The organism is Acidobacteriota bacterium, assembly GCA_004299485.1.
GTDB lineage: Bacteria > Acidobacteriota > Terriglobia > Terriglobales > SCQP01 > SCQP01.
In genome coordinates this window covers 1-18,436 of sequence record SCQP01000011.1, presented here as the reverse complement: position 1 = coordinate 18,436, position 18,436 = coordinate 1, and the positions used below count along the sequence as shown (strand labels likewise).

Below are 18,436 nucleotides of genomic sequence, written 5' to 3'. Positions count from 1 at the left end.
CTCCGCTGCGGCGGTGGCGCTGGGGTGCGCGGGCGGCCAGCCGGGCAACGCCCGCAAACGACGGACTGCGCCGCGCGGCCCGCTCTCTAAGGCCGTGAGACCGCTGCGCCGGGGGCCCCTACGCCCCGGCTCCGCTGCGGCGGTGGCGCTGGGGTGCGCGGGCGCCCCGTACACGGCGGCTGCGCTACTGCCGTGGGGCTGGGGCGCGGGCACTCCCTACGCGTCGGCTCTGCTACTTAGCAGGCGGGGCGGCGGCGGGTGTTGCGGCGGCAGTAAATTCCTGCAATTTGGCCTCGATGCGGCCCTTGACCCAGTGCGGGTCCCACCATTCGAGCGGGTTTACCTGCACGCCGTCGAGCAGCATGCTGAAGTGGAGATGGTCGCCGCCGGCCAGGCCGGTGGAGTCGCTATGGGCGATGAGCTGGCCCTTGGCCACCATCTCCCCCGGCTTGACCGTGAAGTCATTCAGGTGGGCGTAGAGCGACATCAGGCCGTTGCCGTGGTCGATCAGGACGCAATTGCCATAAATGCCGAAATACTTGGTCCAGACCACGCGGCCCGCGTTGGCTGCCTTGACCGGCGTATGGCGCACGGCGGCCAGGTCGTAGCCCAAGTGGGTTTCATGGTCGATGACCTGGCCATGGTAGGTATAAGTGCGGAAATCGGCAAACACCGCTTCGACCGCGGCGTGGCCGAGCTGCAGGAACGGTCCCTGCCAGAGCATTTTGGGCGCGGTCTGTTTGGACACATCCACCAGTTGCTGGGTCTCGGTCTGGCGCAGGGTGCGGTTGACTTCGAGGAAGTTCTGCACCGGGTCGCCTTCGTTTTTCAGCCCCATGTTGGCGATGATGGGCATCACCACGCGCTGGATGAAGTCATCACTGATGACCAGGGTGCGATGCCGGAATTGCTTGGGGAAGGTGGTCACCGGCAGCGAAGCGGTCACCTGATTGCCGGCGGCATCGCGGGCGACGAGGTGCGGCTGCGAATCTGAGGGCGCATCGTAGGGGAACGCGAAGAAGGCGAACATGGTGGTGCCCGAGCTGCTGGGGGCGGCGTTGGGCAACGGGTAGCCAGGGAAGAACGTGCCCGCCATCTCCACGCCCGACGAGGCGGTGCTTTTCGAGGTGTGATAGACCACCACGGCCGAGCCGCCCTGATTGAGGTAAACCTGCGTGCTCATGGCATAGGCGCTGGGCGGGATGGTGGAGATCGTAAGGATGCGGTCGAAGCTGGACTCGGCGCCGCGGAGCGTCGCCGTGCGCGCCGTCACCACCAGCTCGGCTTTGCCATCTTCCAGGCCGGGCGTGTCCGCGCGGCCCGCCTGTACGGAAAAATGCACCACGATGGGGCTGTCACCAGTCGAGAACCAGCGCCGCGCGGCAAAATTGCGGCGGGCGATGGGAATCGTTTTGCCGTTCTGCACATAGTGCGCTTCGACGCTGGCGATGCCCGAGGGAGACTGCAGGTCGAAGGTCACCAGCCGGTGCTGCCCAATCGCCGCGGGCAGATTGGAGGCGGTAATGCTGGGCGCCGTGCCGCGGAACCAGGCGTAGCCGAACGCAATAAGGATGACAAGGATGATGACGACGGCGAGATTACGGAGGCGGTGCGAGGGCTGAGAATCAAAACTGGGCACTGCGGGAAGTCCTTGGCGGGCAGGAATGAAGCAAAGCTGGATTATAGCGCGCCGGTCAGGGACGGATGATGCCGACGCTGCCCTGAATTTCGATCTGCGTGTCGAAGGGCTGGGAAAGCTTTTGCAGCCGCTCCAGAATCACGCGGGCTTCGGCGGGCGGCGCGAGGTGCGGGACACCCCGATCCGCGGGACTGCGGTGGTAGCCCAGGTCTATCGGGTAGAGGCGGATTTCGCTCAGCCTGCCGTGTTCGCATTGCGTGATCGCCACCACGCTCTGGTACCACACCTCGCCGCGGAAGCTGCGGGCGAGGTGCACAGCTTCGTACTCCTGATTGGTGGTCGTCGCCGGAGCGAGGTGGGTACGCTCCATCCAGGTATCGGCGGTGACCTCCTGATCGTCAATCTCAAAGAAAAAGTTCCCGAGGCTGTAGAAGATCGGCTTACCGCGATAGATTTCGATACCGCGCAGCCGATGGGGACCGCTGGCGACGAACTCGTCGGCGCCCGCATCGATGGCGCTGTGCGCGAGGGTGCGCAGAAAATCCGGTGGCGGATCGCTCCAGTTGCCGGGTTGATGGCAATGGATGTAGAAAATCTCGAAATTTGCGTCTTCCTTGCCTTCGCGTACGCCTTTGAGAATTTCGCTCAGATCGTTTGGATTCATCATGTAATGGAGCGCGGGCGCAGGGCCCAGGCGATAATGCACGCCGAAGAGGGTGAAATCTTTGATGTTGGCCGGCAGCGGGTGGGCGGGACGCTCCGGCTGGGTGTCGTAGATCTGGCGCAGCGCGTCGAACTGCGGCTGGTTGACGAGGTGGTAGAGCGTGGTCCGCAGCGTGCTTACGCCTGGGCGGCCGAGCGCCTCGCCCAGCGGCGCGCCGGCGGCTTCCATGGGTTCGAAGCTCGATGTCGTCGCCACCACTGCAATCCTTCCCCAGTGCGTTTCGAGGTAACGTGGAGCCTGCGCTGCGGCCAGATTGCGGCCGGTGCCGGCATGGACCAGTCCCGCGGTGTCGAGCGCTTTGTCGGTGGCTTCCATGCCCGCCAGGCCCCAGTCGGTGTCGTGGTTGTTGGCGTGGGCCAGCATCTCGAAGCCCATTTTCTTTAGATCGGGCGCGATGGAGGGCGGGCCGTTGAGCTCGTCGCCGCCGTTTTCCGCTGCGGGCGCGTAGGGAAATGTATGCCAGTCAAGCAGGCTGTTTTCCAGATTTCCAAAGCCCACATCCGCGCCTTGCACCAGTTGGGCGACAGGCAGAAAGGCTGTATCCCCCGCCGCCATTTGCGGATGCGCCTGAATCAGATCGCCGACTGCGGCCAGCGTGAACCCTTTCGCCGCTGTAGCTGGAGCCGGCTTGGCCGTCATTTGCTGCGCAATCAATCCTGCCGCCAGCAGCAGAGTCGTCGCCGTCAGCTTGCCGAGCATACCGTCCCCCTAGCCGTGAATGATGCCGACGCTGCCCTGAATTTCGATGTGCGTGCCGTAGGGTTGGGAAAGCTTTTGCAGCCGCTCCAGAATCGCGCGGGCTTCGGCGGGCGGCGCGAGCTGTGGGACACCGCGATCCTGGGGAATGCGGTGGTAGCCCAGGTCTACCGGGTACAGGCGGATTTCGCTGAGCTTGCCGTGCTCGAAGCCGGTCACGGCGACCACGCTCTGATACCAGTAGTTCGCGCCGAAGTTATGCGCGGTGTGGTAGGCCTCGTACTCGCCATCGGTGGTGGTGGCGGCGTTGAGATGTTCGCGCTGCATCCAGGCGGGCGCGGTCAGCTCCAGGTCATCGAGCTCGAAAAAGAAATTGCCCAGGCTGTAAAAGATCGGCTTGCCCTTGTAGATTTCGATGCCGCGCAGCCGATGCGGGCCGCTGGCCACAAACTCGTCCGCGCCGGCGTCAATGACGTCATGGGCCAGCGGCTGCAGGAAATCGGCGGGCACCGGGCTCCAGTTGCCGGGCTGGTGGCTGTGGATGTAGAAGATTGCGAAGTTTGCGTCTTCCTTGCCCTCGCGCACGCCCTTGAGAATGCCGCTGAGATCGTAGGGGTTCATGGTGTAATGCAGCGCCGGCGTTAGTCCCAGGCGGTAATGCACGCCGAACAGGGTGAAGCCTTTGCTGTTGGCCGGCAGCGGGTGAGCGGGATGTTCCGGCTGCGTGTCGTAGATCTGACGCAGGGCGTCAAGCTGTGTCTGGGTGACGAGGTGATAGAGCGTGGTGCGCAGCGTGCTCACGCCCGGACGGCCGAGCGCCTCTCCCAGCGGGGCGCCCGCCGGCTCCATGGCTTCGAAGCTCGACGTCGCCGCCACCAGCGCAATGCGCCCCCAGCGGGTTTCGAGATAGCGCGGCGCGCGCGCCGCAGCGAGATTGCGGCCGGTGCCGGCATGCACCAGGCCGGCGGCGTCCAGCACCTTGTCGGTGGCTTCCATGCCCGTCAGACCCCAGTCGGTGTCGTGGTTGTTGGCGTGGCCGAGCATCGCGAAGCCCATCTTTTTGAGATCGGGCGCAATTGAGGGCGGGCCATTTTCATCGCCACCGCCATTTTCCGCGGCCGGCCAGCCCTGGAAGTAGCGCCGGTCGATGAGGGTGTTTTCCATGTTGCCGAAGCCGACGCTAGCGCCCTGAATCAGCTTGGCCACAGGGAAAAACGCCGCGTCGCCCGCCTCCATCTGCGGATGCGCCATGATCAGGTCGCCCACCGCGGTCACGGTAAAGCCATCGCTTACGGTAGCGGGGATCGGCTCGGCTGGAATTTGCGCCGCGGGATTGGGCAAGGGCCCCGGCTTTGGCAGTGGGGTTTGCGCGGCCAGCGCGACCGCTGCGGTCAGCATGAGTCCCAGCGTGATTGGAGTTGCTCGCATCGCGGTCACCGCCTTACTGTGTCACTCTGCGAAAGCGTATACCTTCTGCCCGCCCGGCGGAAACCTTCAGGCTCGCACCGTCGAACTGCAGCAGGTAGGGCCCGGCAATAAACACCCCGGCGATGGCCGGGCGCACAGGGTAGCTATGATCGGTGTCGAGCCGGTTGGGATTGGCGCCGAAGGCGCGCAGCAGCAGGCCCTTGCTGTCCTGAGCGACCGTCCAACTCACTTGCAGCGCCGGAGATTGATAGCGGCCAACGAGGGCGTGGGTGCCGGCCGCGTTCCCGCTCGCCGCCGGCTGGCGTGTCAGGAGCTCGCCCGTCGCTTCCAGCCGCAGTTGCATGCCACGTGCCAGCGGCTGAAAGACGAGGGTGTCGCCGGCGGCGCGGAATTTTCCCTGCCCCAGCGGCTGCAGGCGGACGCTGGGGCCCGGCCACTGGCGCAGCCGTAATGCGGCGCCGTCAACACTCACCTGCCGCAGGTCGTAATCTGCCGCCGACCAGTACCAGCCGGCATAGGCACGTAATTGCGCGACGCTGAGCGTTGGCGTGGCTGCCGGTACAGGCTCGGGCGCCAGTTGATCGCCCAATATAACGTCGGCGACTTTGCGGCTGCGTAGCGCCGGGTCGGCACTGGCGACGTTGCACAGGGTAATGATCGCCACCTGCGGCTTGGGGAACAGGGTGAACTGCGTCCGGAATCCCTGCCACGAGCCGCCGTGGGCGATGCGTTGCAAGCCGCGGTATTGGTCCACTTCGAGGCCACCGGCGTAGGCGATGGTGCGGCCGTCATTGAGCACGCCCTGCGTTTCCAACTGCTGGATCAGCCGCGCGCCACCGACGCGCGGGCGCCAGAAGTTCGCCGCCCACAGTTCCAGATCGCCCACGGTGGTATTCACGCCGCCATCGCCGATCTGCTGCCAGGGCGAGACCTCGAGCCGCCAACCGGAGCCCGGCGCGGGGGCATAGGTGCGCGTGCGGCCGGGGATCACGAGCCGGTGGTCCAGCACGATCTGGGAATGGCGCATGCCCAGCGGCTGGAAGATATGCTGGGCCGCAAATGTGCTGAGCGGCTCGCCCGAAACCCGCCGCACGATTTCGGCCAGCAGCACGTAGCCGGAGTTGCTGTACAGGTAGCGCGTGTTGGGCGGAAAATTCAGCGCCCGCTGGCGTTCGATCAGCGCCAGCGCGTCGGGCATGGTGGCGAAGTCGTTCGTGCGGATGCCCGACATCTGCATGAGCTGGATCACGTCACGCACGCCGCTGGTGTGGTGCAGCAGCTCGCGGATGGTCAGCGGGTGTGCGTACACGGGCATGCCTGGCAGATAGCGTTGCGCCGGGTCGTCGAGCGAGAGCTTGCCCTCCTGTTGCAGCAGAAAAATGCTGGCGGCGGTGATTTGCTTGGAGACCGAGCCGATTTCCAGCACGCTTGCGGGCGTAAGCGGCGTGGCGCTTTCGAGGCTCGCCATGCCGTAGCCGCGCGCGAACACCTGGCGGCCGTGTTCGCTGATGCCGACGACGCATCCCGGCGTGCGGGTGTTGAAATCCTGGAAAACGGCATCGATCGCCGTCTGCTGCGCCCGTGGCAGCGACTGTGCACCCGCCGCAAGCGCTGCCATCATCGCCATCGCCCCCATGCCCACCCATCTCGATGTCAACCGCATGCGCTGCCTCCGCCCAATGTTAAACTTTATGGTCTGGGCGCGGTAGCCAAGTGGTAAGGCAGAGGTCTGCAAAACCTTTATTCGTGAGTTCGATTCTCACCCGCGCCTCCATCCACTAATCGCGGGCACCCAGCGCGGCTGCGCCGCGCGGCCCGCTCTCTAAGGCCGCCAGACCGCTGCGCCGGGGACCCCTACGCCCCGGCTCCGCTGACGCGATGGCGCTGGGGGTGCGCGGCCACCCAGCCGGGCTACGCTCGCAAACGACGCGCTGCGTCGTTTCCCCCGCTCTCTCAATCCGCCAGGCCGCTGCGCCGGAGGGCCCTAGGCTCCGTTGCCGCCCGAGTGCCGCGCCAGGTGCATAGCCGCGCGTCCGGCGACTTTCGATTGCCGGCAATGATCGAACTGACATAATAATTTAAGTCACTGACTTGGCAGGATCCTACTCAGTTTTTCGCGTTTCACCTCTGTGGGGTACTTTATGCAGAGTTCCAGGCCCGGGGTTTATCTGCCTGCCCTTCTGGCGGTGGCGCTGCTGGTCGCGCTGCGGCCGGCGGCGGCGCAGGCGCAAGAGCGCGATCATCACGACGACCCGACCGCGCGCGCGGCGTGGTTTCTGCGCGGGCGGCGCTCGCCCGACCCGCGGCCGGCGGCCGCCCATCTGCGCCAGGCTTTCGTCGCGCGGCGGCAGGTGCGCCTTGCCCCGCGTCCCGCGGCGGGCGCCACGCCTGATCTGGCCGGGTTCAACCCCACCGGCAGCGGCACCTGGAAAGAGCTGGGACCACGGCCCCAGGCCACAAGCGGTTCGCTGCTCGGCGGCCTGCCTTCGGAGGACGACGGCGATATCTCCGGCCGAGTCAGTGCGGTGGCCATTGCCCCGAGTGACAGCAGCGGCAACACCGTGTATATCGGCGGGGCGTTTGGCGGACTGTGGAAATCCACGAACGCCATGAGCAGTTCGCCGGTATTCACGCCGCTCACCGACAACCAGCCGACGCTGGCGGTCGGCGCTATCGGCTTGGATCCGAGCGACTCCAAGACGATTTTCATCGGCACCGGCGAGCCGAATAGCGCAGGTGACTCCTACTACGGCGATGGCATTCTTGAATCCACGGATGGCGGCACGACTTGGACCGATGTGACCACGGCGGGCAGTCGCACCCTGCTGGGCCTCGGCTTTTCGCGGATCATTTTCGATGTGGCCAGTCCCTCGATCGTCCTGGCCGCAGCTTCCAACCACACCTGCTGTGATAGCGGTGAGAGTGCAGGCTCTGCGGGCATCTATCGCTCGACCGACCACGGCGCCACCTGGTCGGTGGTGTTCTCCGTGCCAGCTCCCACCGATGGGAGCGTTACCGATCTGGTTTACGATGCGGGTTCGAAGACCTATTACGCTGCTGTGAGCCAGGCGGGTATCTATAAATCAACCGATCAGGGCCAGACGTGGGCGGCCGTAGGCTCGCCCTTCGCCGCAGGGATTGCCGCCAGCGACGTTGTGGGGACCACGGTCGAGTTCTACCGCGGGTCGCTGGCGGTCCGCGGCAGTGTTGTTTACGCCCTGATCGCCGACAGCACCGGTCGCCCAGCTACCCCAACGGCCTGCACCTCCGCGAACTCGCCTAACTGCGACACTGGTTTGGTCCAGTCCAGCGATGGCGGCAGCACCTGGACTGCCGTTCCCATGCCCGACGTCTCTGCTGCTGCCGGGCAGTTTTCGAACCTGTACTGCGAGCCCGGATCGTGCCAGGGCTTCTACGATCAGGACTTGGCGGCGCCTGCCGGGGGCACCGGCCTGATAGCGGGCGGACTTGACCTGTGGAGTACAACAACCATCCCCGCCATGACTTCCAACGGCGTCAGCACGGCTTGGACGGACCTGACGAACTCCTACGGCACGCAGGTGAACGAAGTGCACTCCGACCAGCATGCCATTGCCGTACTCAACGCCACGACCTGGGTTGTCGGCAACGACGGCGGCGCGTGGGCCACCACTGCCGCGGGCGCGAGCTGGCAAAATCTGAACGCGACCGTCGGCAACATCCAGTTCCATAGTGTCGCGCCCGATCAGCAAGCGACCGGCGTCTGGATCGGTGGCTCGCAGGACAACGGCACGCAAAAGCTTACCGGTCCGGGCATGACCTGGACGCGCTACGAGGAGGGCGACGGCGGGTTTACAGCCACAAACCCTTCCAATGCCCAGCAGTACTTCAGCGAATTCTACGGCATCAGCGTGGTTCGTTCCGATGACGCCGGCAGCGACCCGAACAATGGTCCGATGCCAGTGGTCAACAGCAGTGTGATCACCGACTCTATTTTTGACTTCTACGTTCCCTACCTGCTCATGCCCAAGCCCAAAAACGGTCTTCTGCTGTTGGGCACCTGCCGGGTCTGGGCCGGACCCGATGGCAACACCTCGGCGCCGGTCTTCGGCGCGAGTGGATGGTTTCCTTACAGCAATGATCTGACGACCGGCAACAGCGCCTGCACTACGCCGTGGGACTACATCACCGGTCTTGCAGCCTCGGCGAGTAACCCCGACGTTGCCTGGGCGGTCACCGAAGATGCGCAGGTTCAGATGACTACCAATCTCACTTCGGCAACGCCCAGCGCTCCGGCGAGATGGACCGACGTCGCGGCCGCGCCGTTACCCAATGCCCAGTCCTTCATTCCGTTGAGTTCGGTCGCGATCAATCCCATCGATCCCAACATTGTCTACGTCAGCGCGCAGGGCTTTGGTGGAGGGCACGTTTTCAAGACCACGAACGCGGGGCAAAGCTGGACCGACATCAGCGGGAATTTGCCGGATGCGCCCGCAAACTGGGTTTTGATCGACCCGCTGGGTCCGAACAACGACATATACGTCGCCACCGATGTGGGCGTGTTTGTGGCGACCGATGGCGGGATAGCCGGCGAGCAGTGGGAACAGGTTGGCGGAGGACTGCCGGATGCGGCGGTGCTGCAGTTGGCGCTGTCGCCGGCCGCCTGGTCGGGATCGCGCGAACTCGCCGCGGCCACGCATGGCCGGGGCATGTGGGAAATTGCGCCGGTGCCCACGCCGGATTTTACACTGGCGGCCAACCCGGCCACGCAAGAGGTGGTTACCGGCACAGCCGCGACGTTTGCGGTGACGGCCACGGGAGAAAACGGGGAAGCCGGCCCGATCACCTACGCCTGCACCGCACCAGCATCGGGCTGCAGCGTCGCGCCTAAATCCGCGGCGGCGGGCAGTCCCGTCACCGTCACCCTGGCGACCACCGCGGTTGCGGCGGGCGCCAACACCATCACGCTCTCGGGGACCAATGAAGCCGGCGTGACCCACACCATTTCGGCTACGGTTACCGGTACGGGCGGCTTCTCGCTAGCCATCACGCCGGCACAGCCGACCGTGGTTGCGGGTTCGCCGGCGACGTTGACGGTAACGGCGCAGGCCGGCACAGGCTTTTCCGGATCGGTCGCGCTTGCCTGCACCGCGCCCTCCACTGGCTGCACCGTGAGCCCCAGCAGCGTTGCCGTTGGCGCCACGGCTACCGTAACGGTCGCCGCCGCGCAGCTGAAAGATGGCGCCAACACGGTCACCCTCACGGGAACCAGTGGTGCGATCACGGCCACGCAGACCGTCACGGTTACGGTGCAAGATTTTGCACTGGCCGCTGGAACCAGCACGGCGTCGATCTCGCCCGGCCAGAGCGCTACCTATACGCTCACGCTGAGCGCCAGCAATGGCTTCTCCGGTTCCGTTGCCCTGGCCTGCTCGGGCGCACCCACTGATGCCACGTGTGCGATTGCGCCCACACCGGTCACGCCCACTGCCAGCGGTGCGTCCGCTACGGTTACCGTCACCACCACGGCGGCCAGCGAGATCGCGCCCGGAAATTGGCCTTTCGACGGGGGCGGGCTGTGGTTTTACCTGTTGCTTCTGCTCGCAGCGGGGCTGACAGGCTCCTGCCTGCTGGCCTGGCAGCAAAATCACCGGACCTGGGTGCCGCGCCTGCTCGGCGGAGCCGTGCTGAGCTGCCTGCTGCTGGCCGTCGCGTGCGGCGGCGGGGGCGGCAGCGCGCCGCCGCTACCTGCGCCACCGTCCCACCCGGGCATTGCCGCCGGCTCGTACACGCTCACGGTGACCGGAACGTCCGGCACGGCGAGTCACTCCCAGGCGTTGACCCTGACGGTACAGTAGAGCGATGGAGCGCCGCAGCTTTCTAACGTTGCTGGCCGCTGGGGTGGGAACGGGCTGGCTTGCCGCCTGCACGTCGCAGCCACGGCTGGCCGCTCCAGCCAGCGCGGCCAGCCATGGCTTCCAGACGGCTTTCTTCCTTGAAGGCCAATTCGCCGGCTGGGTGCAGGCATCCGGCGGCAGCCAGATCGCGACCCGGGGCATGCCCGACTTCGTTCCCGGCCATCCCGCGCGGCTGCCTCCGGCGCCGCGCCGCTTTCGCGACCTCATCCTGGAGGGAGGCGCCGGCATGGCGCCGGAGTTTTACGCTTGGCTGGCGGAGTCGCTCGCTTCTGGCGAGGATGAGGGGCGCTCGGGCGTCCTTACCGGGACGGATGCTGCCGGCCGCCCGATGGCGACCGAAAGCTGGCGGGGCCGCATCGCGCAAATTGAATTCCCGTCGCTATCACGCGATGATTGCTCGCCGGCGCGCCTGCGGGTTCGGATCGCCTTGGCGGAAGCGCGACCGGAAGGAGTGAGCAAGGCGGTGTTGCCGCCGCGGCCGACGCGGAGTTGGCCGCGCTGCAATTTCCGCATGGGGATCACCGGACTGGACTCCGTTGCGGGCACGGCTACTTCCGTCAGCGCGCTCACCTGTACACGTGCGCGGCAGGTCAGCTTCGGGCCGCTGGTGCTCACCGTGCCAGCTTCTGCAGCGGCCGCGTTCTCAACCTGGCGATCGGCGGGAGATGTGCGCCGCGGCAGGCTCACGTTTTTCGATGCTCAGGAGCAGCCGGTGGTGGCGCTTGCGCTGTCGGCGCTAACGCCGACGAGCGTGTCGGCAGCCGGCGGCGAGGCCCGGATCCAGCTCGCGGTCGGCGACGCGTCGCTGGCAGTTACAGGCTGATGGGGCGCGTGCGGGGGCGGAGGGTGAGGTGGAGGAGGCGCTGGCCGCGGAGGCGGAGCCAGAGATAGCCGCCGGCGGCGGCGAGGCGGATCTCGCGGGCGCCGGCGACGCGGGCGTACTGGCGGGTGATGGCGGCGACTTCTTCAGGGCCTTCGACGTCGGTGAGGGCGACGTTTTCGATGCCGGCCTTCAGGGGGATGCCGCGGCTCTCTTCCATCGCCGCGTTCCAGGCAGAATCGGCGACGATGCAGGCGAGCGGCTTGCATTCGAGCATGGTTTGCAGGGCGGCGAGGGCGGTGGCGTCGACAATCTGGGTGAAGCCCACGTGCAGGCGGCGGCTGGCGGGCGCGAAGTAGAGGGGCAGCATGCCCAGGGATTCGAGCAGCGCCTGCGGCACCCAGCCGCGGTACTGACGCCAGGCCTGGGTTTCGGTCAGGGGAAAGGTTGGCCGCGCCCATTGCAGGCCGACGGCGGCGGTAATGGCGGCTTCGCTGGCGGCGCCCTGGCGCACCAGCCATTCGCCCACGCGGCCGCCGTGGAGATTTTGCGCATCCAGCGCGGCGCGCAACTGCGGTTGCGTGATCTGGCCGTGGGAGAGCAGCAGCAGGCCGAGCGGGATACGGTGCGGCCGGGGCGCGTGGGTTTCATGCTCGCGCAGCAGGCGGCGGGCGTGCAGCTCCACCGCAGCTTCGAGGCATTCCAGGCCGCAGCACCAGCCCTGCTGAAATTGGATCCGTGCGGGCAGTTTGCACCAGGAGCGCAGCCCTTCGCGCTCGGCGCAATCCGGACCCAGACACTCCCAGCGCCGGCGCCAGGAATGCCAGCCGGGCAGCGCCGCGGCCGCAGCGCCGGCAGAGGCCAGCGGGCGCGGCGGCAGGGCAACGGCGGAGGCGGAAGCGCGGTTCATCGCGCCGCCTCCACCGCGGCCATGCGCTCGCGCCGGTGGACCAGGCGGTTAATGCGCAAGCCGTAGTTGCCGTCGACGACGACCACTTCGCCCCAGGCGATGATCTTGCCGCCCACCAGCAGCTCGACCGGATCGTCGATTTGCCGGTCCAGCTCCAGCACGGAGCCGGGCGAAAGTTCGGCGATGTCGTGCAGCAGCATTTGGCGGTTGCCGAAGCGGAGCGTGACGTCCAGCTCGACATCGAGCAGCATGTCGAAGCGGGCGGTGCTGGTGGCGGGCGGGTGCAGACCGGTAGGCGTGCGGGTGGGCGTGGCGGCGCCGCTGGAGCTGAGGTGCGCCTGGATCTGGTCGCGCAGCGAGCCGTCGTAGACCATGACGAAGCCGAGGCGGTTGCCGTCGGGGTGGCTGAAGCTCAGCACGTCGCCTTCGGTGTTGGTTTCCGCGGTGCGGCGCAGCGGGCCGAGATGGCGCAGGTCGCCGAGCACTTCGCCCCAGCCGTTGGTGCTGAGGCCGGCGGCGGCGACGGAGACGACGCGGCGGATGACGTCGGTGAGGGCATCGCGTTCGGCGTCATCGAGCGGACTGGAGCGCGTGCGGGGCGCATCGGCGGCGGGGGGCACGAGCAACTGCGCCCAGGTGCGGCTTTCGGTGCGGTGCAGCCGGATCTGCTGGATGCCGGCGAGCGCGCCGGTCAATTCCACGAAGGCCACGACCTCAATCACGGCATCGCCGGATTCCGGCGGTGCGGGCGCGATGGTCCAGCGGGTGTCGCCGCTCAGGCTCTGGATGATTTCAAGCGAGGCCGCCGCCCAGATATCGGCATAGGTCTGCTGTGGCGTGGGCGCCGGGACTTCGCCGGGCACGCCCATCGGCGCTTCGTTGTGCAGATCGTTCTCGTTGGTCTCTGCCATAGGCTTAGCTTCCTTCCTCCGGCCGCAGCGCAACCGGCAGGCTGGCAAGCAGCGCGGCGCGGCGGCGGCCCTGGCGGACGGCGTGTGCCTCCGCCACCGGCTGGCCGGCGACCTTGATCCAGGCTGAGGTCTCGCTGCCGTGCCCGAAACGCAGGACTTCGCCCACTTCGAGCGTCAGCAGGCGGCGGATGGGAATTTTCGCCGGCGGCAAGACCAGCTCCACCGGAAAGCCGGCGCCGAGCAGGCGCTCGCGCATGCGCGGGCGGGTATCGAAGCCCTCCTGGCGGCGGTGGTAGACGGGCGATTCCGACAGCTTGCGCAGCAGCCCGGTGGAGATAACCGCCGGGAAGGCGAGGTTGAGCGAGCCGCGGGTGTGCGCCAGGTGCAGCTCGAAGCTGATGGCCAGCACTTTTTCGTGGGGCGGCATCAGGCGCACGATCTGGGTCATGGGCTGACGGTGCTCGAAGGCGAAACGCAAATCCAGCACCGGCTGCCAGACCTGCTGCAGTTCGCGGGTGATGATGGCCACGATGCTTTCCAGCAACTGTTCTTCGATTTCGGTGACTTCGGTGGACGCATGCTCGCTGCTGCCATTGCCACCCAGGACCAGGTCGATCATGGGGAAAACCAGGCTGAGATCCAGTTGCAAGGCGGCGCTGACGCCGATGGGGTTGACGGCGAGGGAAGCGACATAGGAGATTTCCGGCAGCCGCTGGGTGAATTCCTCAAAGCCCAATTGCTCGATGGCGACGAGGGTGACTTCAATATGATTGCGCAGGTGCGCGCCCAGGACGTGGGCGAGATTGCGGGCGAAGCTTTCGTGCAGGCCGCCGACGACGCGCGCCTGTTCGCGGGTGAGCTGGCCGGCCTGGCGGAAGTCGCAGCGGGTGAGCTGGCGCGGGCGGCGCTTGCTGCCGGTGCGCAGGCCGCGCGCGGCGCGGAAGAGAAAATCGATTTCGTCCTGATTGAGGCTGCGTTCCATGGTGCGTTATCCCAGTAAGGCGGCGGCGCCCGCGTTCGAGGGGTTCTCCAGGATGGCCGCGGCGGGCGGCTGCAGGGCGTCGCACAGTTTCGTCTTGAGCTTGACGAGCAGCGCGCCGTGGATCTGCGAGATGCGCGATTCGCCGATGCCCAGCACCTGGCCGACCTCCTTCATGGTCAGCTCTTCAAAGTAGTAGAGGCTCAGAATCTGCTGATCGCGCTCCGGCAGCTCGGCAATCAGGCGCGCCAGCAGTGCCTTGGATTCGCCGCGGCGGCAGAGCTCGAAGGGATCGGGGTCGGGGCTGATGACGGTTTCAATTGCCGGCGTGGCGTCGGGCTCGGGGCTGCCGGCGTCGAGCTCGAGGTGGTTGAGCGCGGCGACCAGGTTGTGATATTCGGCGGTCGTGAGCGAGAGCGCTGCGCACAACTCCTCTTCGGTGGGGGCGCGGCCGAGCTTATCCTGCAGCTCGGCGAAAGCGTTCTGCAGCTCGCGGCCCTGACGGCGGAGCTCGCGCGGACTCCAGTCGAGCGCGCGCAGGCTGTCGAGAATGGCACCGCGGATGCGGAAGCGGGCGTAGGTCGCCAGTTGGGCGTTGCGGGCGGGATTGTATTTGTGCAGGGCGTCGATTAATCCCAGCACCCCGGCCTGGACCAGATCTTCCAGCAGGACCTGTTGCGGCAGCCGCTCGTGGATGCGCCGCGCCACGTAGCGCACCTGGGGCAGATGCTCCAGCAGCAGGCGCTCGCGCTCGGCGGCGTCGAGCGTCTGCGGGGCTTCGTATTGGCGGGCGGCGGCGTTCATGGCTTAGGTCACCATGCCCAGGGAATGCACCGGGACCTTGGCGGGAATTTCGCCCGGCGAGACCACGCTGAGCCGGGGCCAGTTCGCCTCCAGCATGCGGCGCAGGTAGAAACGGGCGGGGGAGTGGCAGAGCAGCACCTGGGGCGCGCCCACGGCGGGATCGTAGGCAAATTTTTTCAGGCCATCGAGCACGCGGCGGGCGAGGCCCGCGGAGCCGGGCGCGGGGAGCGCGGGTTGCGCCTGGGGATCGAAGGCGCGGTCGAGTTCTTCCTCCAGCATGCCGGCGAGGGTAATGACCTGCAGGGAGCCGTCGGCCGCCAGCAGGGGCTGCACCAGCGCGCGGCCCAGCGCCTGGCGGGCGGCTTCGACCATGCCGACGGGGTTTTTCTTGCTGCCCGCGGCTTCGATCAGCGCCTCCAGAATCGTGGGTAAATCGCGGATGGACACGTGCTCTCTTAGAAGTTGCTGAAGAATTCTTTGTAGCTCACCCAAGCTCAGCAATTTGGGGACCAACTCTTCCACCAGCTTGGGATGGCTGTCATTGAGGGCATCCAGCAGGCGCTGTGTCTCCTGGCGGGTCAGTAACTCATGGGCGTTCTGGCGGATGAGCTCGGCGATGTGGGTGGCCATGACGGCGGTCTGATCCACCACGGCAAAGCCGTCGGCCAGGGCCTGTTCCTGCTGTTGCGGCTGAATCCAGCGGGCGGGCACGCCAAAGGCGGGTTCGTGGGTCTCCTTGCCCTCGAGCGCGGGGGCGTCGGCGCCGGAGTGAATGGCCAGCAGGCAGTTCTGGCAGGTTTCGTAGCGGCCGATCTCGACGCCGCGCAGCGAGAGCACATATTCGTGCGGCTGCAGTTGCAGGTTGTCGGTGATGTGGATGGAGGGAATGATGAAACCCAACTGCAGCGCCAACTGCTTGCGCAGCGCGCGCACGCGCCCGAGCAGCCGGCCGCCCTGGGCCTCATCCACCAGCGGCACCAGGGCATAGCCGACCTCCAGCGCCAGCGGCTCAACTTTGAGCAGCGGCTCCAGGGCCTCGGGTGAGGCTGCGGCCGGGTGCGCGCCGCCCTCGGCGGCGGCCTTGTCTTTGGCGGCCAGTTTGCCCAGCTTGCTCGCACCAAAGGCGAGCAAGCCGCCCAGCAGCAGGAAGGAGACTTTGGGCAGGCCGGGCATGAGGGCCAGCGCCCCCAGCGCCGCCGCCCCCAGCCACAGCGCCCGCGGCCGGGCGAGCAGTTGCAGGCCCAGGTCGGTGCCCAGGCTGTGATCGCTGCTGGCACGGGTAATGACGATGGCGCCGGCTACGGAGACCAGCAGTGACGGGATCAGGGTCACCAGGCCGTCGCCGACGGTCAGAATCGTGTAGGTCTTGAGCGCGTCGGCGAAGGCCATGTGCTGCTGAAAGACGCCAATCAGGAAGCCGGCGATGATGTTGATGGCGGTGATCAGGATGGTCGCCATGGAATCGCGCTGATTGAAGCGCGCCGCGCCATCCATGGCGCCGTAGAACTCGGCTTCGCGGGCAATCGCCTGGCGGCGCTCACGCGCTTGCACTTCGTTGATCAGACCGGCGTTGAGGTCGGCATCAATCGCCATCTGCTTGCCGGGCAGGGCATCGAGGGTGAAGCGCGCGGTGACTTCCGCGGTACGCACGGCGCCATGACTGACCACCAGGAACTGAATGGCGATCAGCGCCAGGAAGATGACAAAGCCGACGACGTAGTTGCCGCCCACGACGAACTGCCCGAAGGCCTCGATGACGTGGCCGGCGGCAAACACCCCCTCGGAGCCGTGCAGCAGAATGCGGCGGCTGCTGGCCAGGTTCAGCGACAGCCGGAACAGGGTTAACAGCAGCAGCAGGCTGGGGAAAACGTTGAACTGGACCGGCCGCAGAATCTGCACCGCGACCAGCAGCACCAGCACCGAGATGGCGATGCTGATGGTCAGCAGAAAATCCAGCGCCATGGCTGGAATCGGCACCAGCAGCAAAAACACCAGCGCCACCGCCATGACCGGCAGGCCCCAGTCCATGGCATGCGCCGGTTTGCGCAGCCAGCCGGTGACTTTGGCGGGCGCCGCGCCTTCGCCCAGTCCCGCGGCAGCGGCGGCGGGCGCGGGCTTCAGGGCTTTGGCGTGCGCAGGCATAGAGCGTCTGCCGCTACTGCTGCAATCCAAGCACCACGAAAGATTAGAGACTTCTTAGATTTTGGGTTTGTCCGCCAAAGTTCGGCAATAAGCGCGCACGTGGTTCGGTGTACGGTCGGACTCAATGAGGGCAAGCAGGATTCTGGCGACCAAGGCCGATGATGCATCTTCGCGGGGCTTGGCCTCACCATTCGCGAGGGCGGCCTCGATCTCAGCGATGGGGAAGAATTTGGCAAATGGGTAAGCAGGCACAGATTCGTGACGCGTGAGGAAGGGGTGGTCGCCCGCGTGGAGGACGAGGATGCGCTCCAACTTGGAGTCCGGATAGAGCGTGGTGATGCTGACCACGACCGCCTCACCGTTCTCTGGCGGCGTCAGTACGATGTGAAGATGCGAGGTGGCTGCATCTGTCTCAGCGTAAAGGAAGGTGCTCCCTTCGCGGAGCATTAGTGGCCGGCGAAGCGCGACTGCGCCGCACTTGCGTTGGCCAACACCGCCAATTGATGGGCAATCGACTTGTCACTTTCGCCAAATGCGCGGAGGATATCAACAATCGTGATCGGGGTGGAACTGCCGTGCGGATCGTGCCATTCCGCGAACTGATGTGTCTCGTCCACCAGGGCCCAGCGGCTCCGGTGACCCCACTGCTGGAAGACTTCGCGGAGCAGTTTTTCTTCTGCGGCAGAGAGCAGCGAGGTCCCGGGGTCGCCGCGTAACTCAACTTCATGCTCGCCCATGGGATCAGAAATAAACTGGCTCCAAGTCGAGGCACCGAAACCCTGGATCAGATTGAACGTTCGACTGACGACCGGCCCATGGTCCATGGCAACGTATCGGTCCATAGTGATCGGCACGCCCCAGCGCTGTAGGGCGGTGCGGTCGGCGATGTAGAGCAGTTTAATGAGCTTCAGGTAATGCATGCGGCCGCCGCGCAATGCAAGCAGCAGCGCTGCCGCCTGCGTCACCTTGGTTTCATTGAAAGGAAGCTGGATGGGTTCCTTCGCCACCGCGGTCCCGGCACCTGCCATGCCACAGATTATGACGCAAAGCTGGGTGGGCGAGTTGCCCGAAAGGTGGCTACCGGGCCATTTCGCGGGCGAGGTTGATGAGGGTATAGGTGGGCACGCCGGTGGGGCCTTTCGGCGGCATTGATAAAGCGCGGCTGACTGGTGTCCGCCGCGCGGCGGCCGTGGGAGCGCGGCGGCTGGGGCCCGGGGCCCAGCCGCCGCTTGCGGAGGCGCAGAGGCGCCCCCGGCATCTGGCTAGCGGGCCATTTCGCGGGCGAGGTTGATGAGGGTGTAGGTGGGCACGCCCGTCGGGCCTTTGGGCGGCATTGATAAAGCGCGGCTGACTGGTGTCCGCCGCGCGGCGGCCGTGGGAGCGCTGCGGCTGGGGCCCGGGGCCCAGCCGCCGCTTGTGGAGGCGCAGAGGCGCCCCCGGTATCTGGCTAGCGGGCCATTTCGCGGGCGAGGTTGATGAGGGTATA

Annotated in this window: 13 protein-coding genes and 1 tRNA gene; 3 read left to right on the top strand and 11 right to left on the bottom strand. The window is 66.4% G+C overall.

The window, feature by feature from the left end; genetic code table 11:
- Nucleotides 1-232 precede the first annotated feature (232 nt).
- The 4 genes from EPN33_08090 to EPN33_08075 are packed head-to-tail and all read right to left on the bottom strand — an operon-like array spanning nucleotide 233 to nucleotide 6,150.
- Nucleotides 233-1,639 carry a M23 family metallopeptidase gene (locus EPN33_08090; GenBank protein ID TAN22410.1) on the bottom strand — a complete coding sequence of 469 codons (1,407 nt, stop codon included), beginning with the start codon at nucleotides 1,637-1,639 and terminating at the stop codon, nucleotides 233-235.
- A gap of 55 nt (nucleotides 1,640-1,694) precedes the next feature.
- Nucleotides 1,695-3,062 (bottom strand): CapA family protein, encoded by a 1,368-nt coding sequence (locus tag EPN33_08085; protein TAN22409.1) that lies wholly within the window; start codon nucleotides 3,060-3,062, stop codon nucleotides 1,695-1,697.
- Between the two features lie 9 nt (nucleotides 3,063-3,071).
- Nucleotides 3,072-4,487 carry a CapA family protein gene (locus EPN33_08080; protein TAN22408.1) on the bottom strand — a complete coding sequence of 472 codons (1,416 nt, stop codon included), beginning with the start codon at nucleotides 4,485-4,487 and terminating at the stop codon, nucleotides 3,072-3,074.
- 13 nt (nucleotides 4,488-4,500) lie between these two features.
- Nucleotides 4,501-6,150 (bottom strand): class A beta-lactamase-related serine hydrolase, encoded by a 1,650-nt coding sequence (locus EPN33_08075; GenBank protein TAN22407.1) that lies wholly within the window; start codon nucleotides 6,148-6,150, stop codon nucleotides 4,501-4,503.
- 36 nt (nucleotides 6,151-6,186) lie between these two features.
- Here EPN33_08075 and EPN33_08070 point away from each other — a divergent pair.
- The 3 genes from EPN33_08070 (at nucleotide 6,187) to EPN33_08060 (ending at nucleotide 11,207) form a co-directional block, all read left to right on the top strand.
- A tRNA-Cys gene (locus tag EPN33_08070) sits at nucleotides 6,187-6,261 on the top strand.
- Nucleotides 6,262-6,628: 367 nt separating this feature from the next.
- Complete coding sequence (locus EPN33_08065; GenBank protein TAN22406.1) at nucleotides 6,629-10,324, top strand: hypothetical protein; 3,696 nt, start codon at nucleotides 6,629-6,631, stop codon at nucleotides 10,322-10,324.
- A gap of 4 nt (nucleotides 10,325-10,328) precedes the next feature.
- Nucleotides 10,329-11,207, top strand: a complete 879-nt coding sequence (locus EPN33_08060; GenBank protein ID TAN22405.1) for a hypothetical protein — start codon at nucleotides 10,329-10,331, stop codon at nucleotides 11,205-11,207.
- Here the strand turns inward: EPN33_08060 and EPN33_08055 are convergent.
- From EPN33_08055 to EPN33_08025, 7 genes are all read right to left on the bottom strand, one after another.
- Nucleotides 11,197-12,114 (bottom strand): hypothetical protein, encoded by a 918-nt coding sequence (locus tag EPN33_08055; protein ID TAN22404.1) that lies wholly within the window; start codon nucleotides 12,112-12,114, stop codon nucleotides 11,197-11,199. The two genes, EPN33_08060 and EPN33_08055, sit on opposite strands and share 11 nt — an antisense overlap.
- Nucleotides 12,111-12,365, bottom strand: coding sequence for a flagellar motor switch protein FliN (locus tag EPN33_08050; GenBank protein ID TAN22411.1), 255 nt, complete (start codon nucleotides 12,363-12,365; stop codon nucleotides 12,111-12,113). Before EPN33_08050 ends, EPN33_08055 begins: the two co-directional genes overlap by 4 nt.
- Before the next feature lie 664 nt (nucleotides 12,366-13,029).
- The gene (locus EPN33_08045) at nucleotides 13,030-14,007 is read right to left on the bottom strand and encodes a hypothetical protein (protein ID TAN22403.1); all 978 of its coding nucleotides are present in this window, start codon (nucleotides 14,005-14,007) and stop codon (nucleotides 13,030-13,032) included.
- Nucleotides 14,008-14,013: 6 nt separating this feature from the next.
- A complete protein-coding gene (locus EPN33_08040; GenBank protein ID TAN22402.1) occupies nucleotides 14,014-14,808 on the bottom strand; it encodes a FliA/WhiG family RNA polymerase sigma factor in 795 nt (264 codons plus the stop codon).
- A 3-nt stretch (nucleotides 14,809-14,811) separates the two neighbouring features.
- Nucleotides 14,812-16,950, bottom strand: a complete 2,139-nt coding sequence (gene flhA, locus EPN33_08035; protein ID TAN22401.1) for a flagellar biosynthesis protein FlhA — start codon at nucleotides 16,948-16,950, stop codon at nucleotides 14,812-14,814.
- A 54-nt stretch (nucleotides 16,951-17,004) separates the two neighbouring features.
- On the bottom strand, nucleotides 17,005-17,298 hold the full coding sequence (locus tag EPN33_08030; protein ID TAN22400.1) for a hypothetical protein: 294 nt from the start codon (nucleotides 17,296-17,298) through the stop codon (nucleotides 17,005-17,007).
- Nucleotides 17,299-17,396: 98 nt separating this feature from the next.
- Nucleotides 17,397-17,978, bottom strand: coding sequence for a DUF4065 domain-containing protein (locus EPN33_08025; protein TAN22399.1), 582 nt, complete (start codon nucleotides 17,976-17,978; stop codon nucleotides 17,397-17,399).
- Between the last annotated feature and the right edge of the window lie 458 nt (nucleotides 17,979-18,436).

Excerpts from the sequence above, each read along its gene's own strand:
- EPN33_08080 (TAN22408.1), bottom strand. The coding sequence starts at position 4,487 with ATGCGAGCAACTCCAATCACGCTGGGACTCATGCTGACCGCAGCGGTC.
- EPN33_08050 (TAN22411.1), bottom strand. The coding sequence starts at position 12,365 with ATGCTGCTCGATGTCGAGCTGGACGTCACGCTCCGCTTCGGCAACCGC.
- EPN33_08065 (TAN22406.1), top strand. The coding sequence starts at position 6,629 with ATGCAGAGTTCCAGGCCCGGGGTTTATCTGCCTGCCCTTCTGGCGGTG.
- EPN33_08060 (TAN22405.1), top strand. The coding sequence starts at position 10,329 with ATGGAGCGCCGCAGCTTTCTAACGTTGCTGGCCGCTGGGGTGGGAACG.
- EPN33_08075 (TAN22407.1), bottom strand. The coding sequence starts at position 6,150 with ATGCGGTTGACATCGAGATGGGTGGGCATGGGGGCGATGGCGATGATG.
- EPN33_08045 (TAN22403.1), bottom strand. The coding sequence starts at position 14,007 with ATGGAACGCAGCCTCAATCAGGACGAAATCGATTTTCTCTTCCGCGCC.
- flhA (TAN22401.1), bottom strand. The coding sequence starts at position 16,950 with ATGCCTGCGCACGCCAAAGCCCTGAAGCCCGCGCCCGCCGCCGCTGCC.
- EPN33_08085 (TAN22409.1), bottom strand. The coding sequence starts at position 3,062 with ATGCTCGGCAAGCTGACGGCGACGACTCTGCTGCTGGCGGCAGGATTG.
- EPN33_08025 (TAN22399.1), bottom strand. The coding sequence starts at position 17,978 with ATGGCAGGTGCCGGGACCGCGGTGGCGAAGGAACCCATCCAGCTTCCT.
- EPN33_08040 (TAN22402.1), bottom strand. The coding sequence starts at position 14,808 with ATGAACGCCGCCGCCCGCCAATACGAAGCCCCGCAGACGCTCGACGCC.
- EPN33_08055 (TAN22404.1), bottom strand. The coding sequence starts at position 12,114 with ATGAACCGCGCTTCCGCCTCCGCCGTTGCCCTGCCGCCGCGCCCGCTG.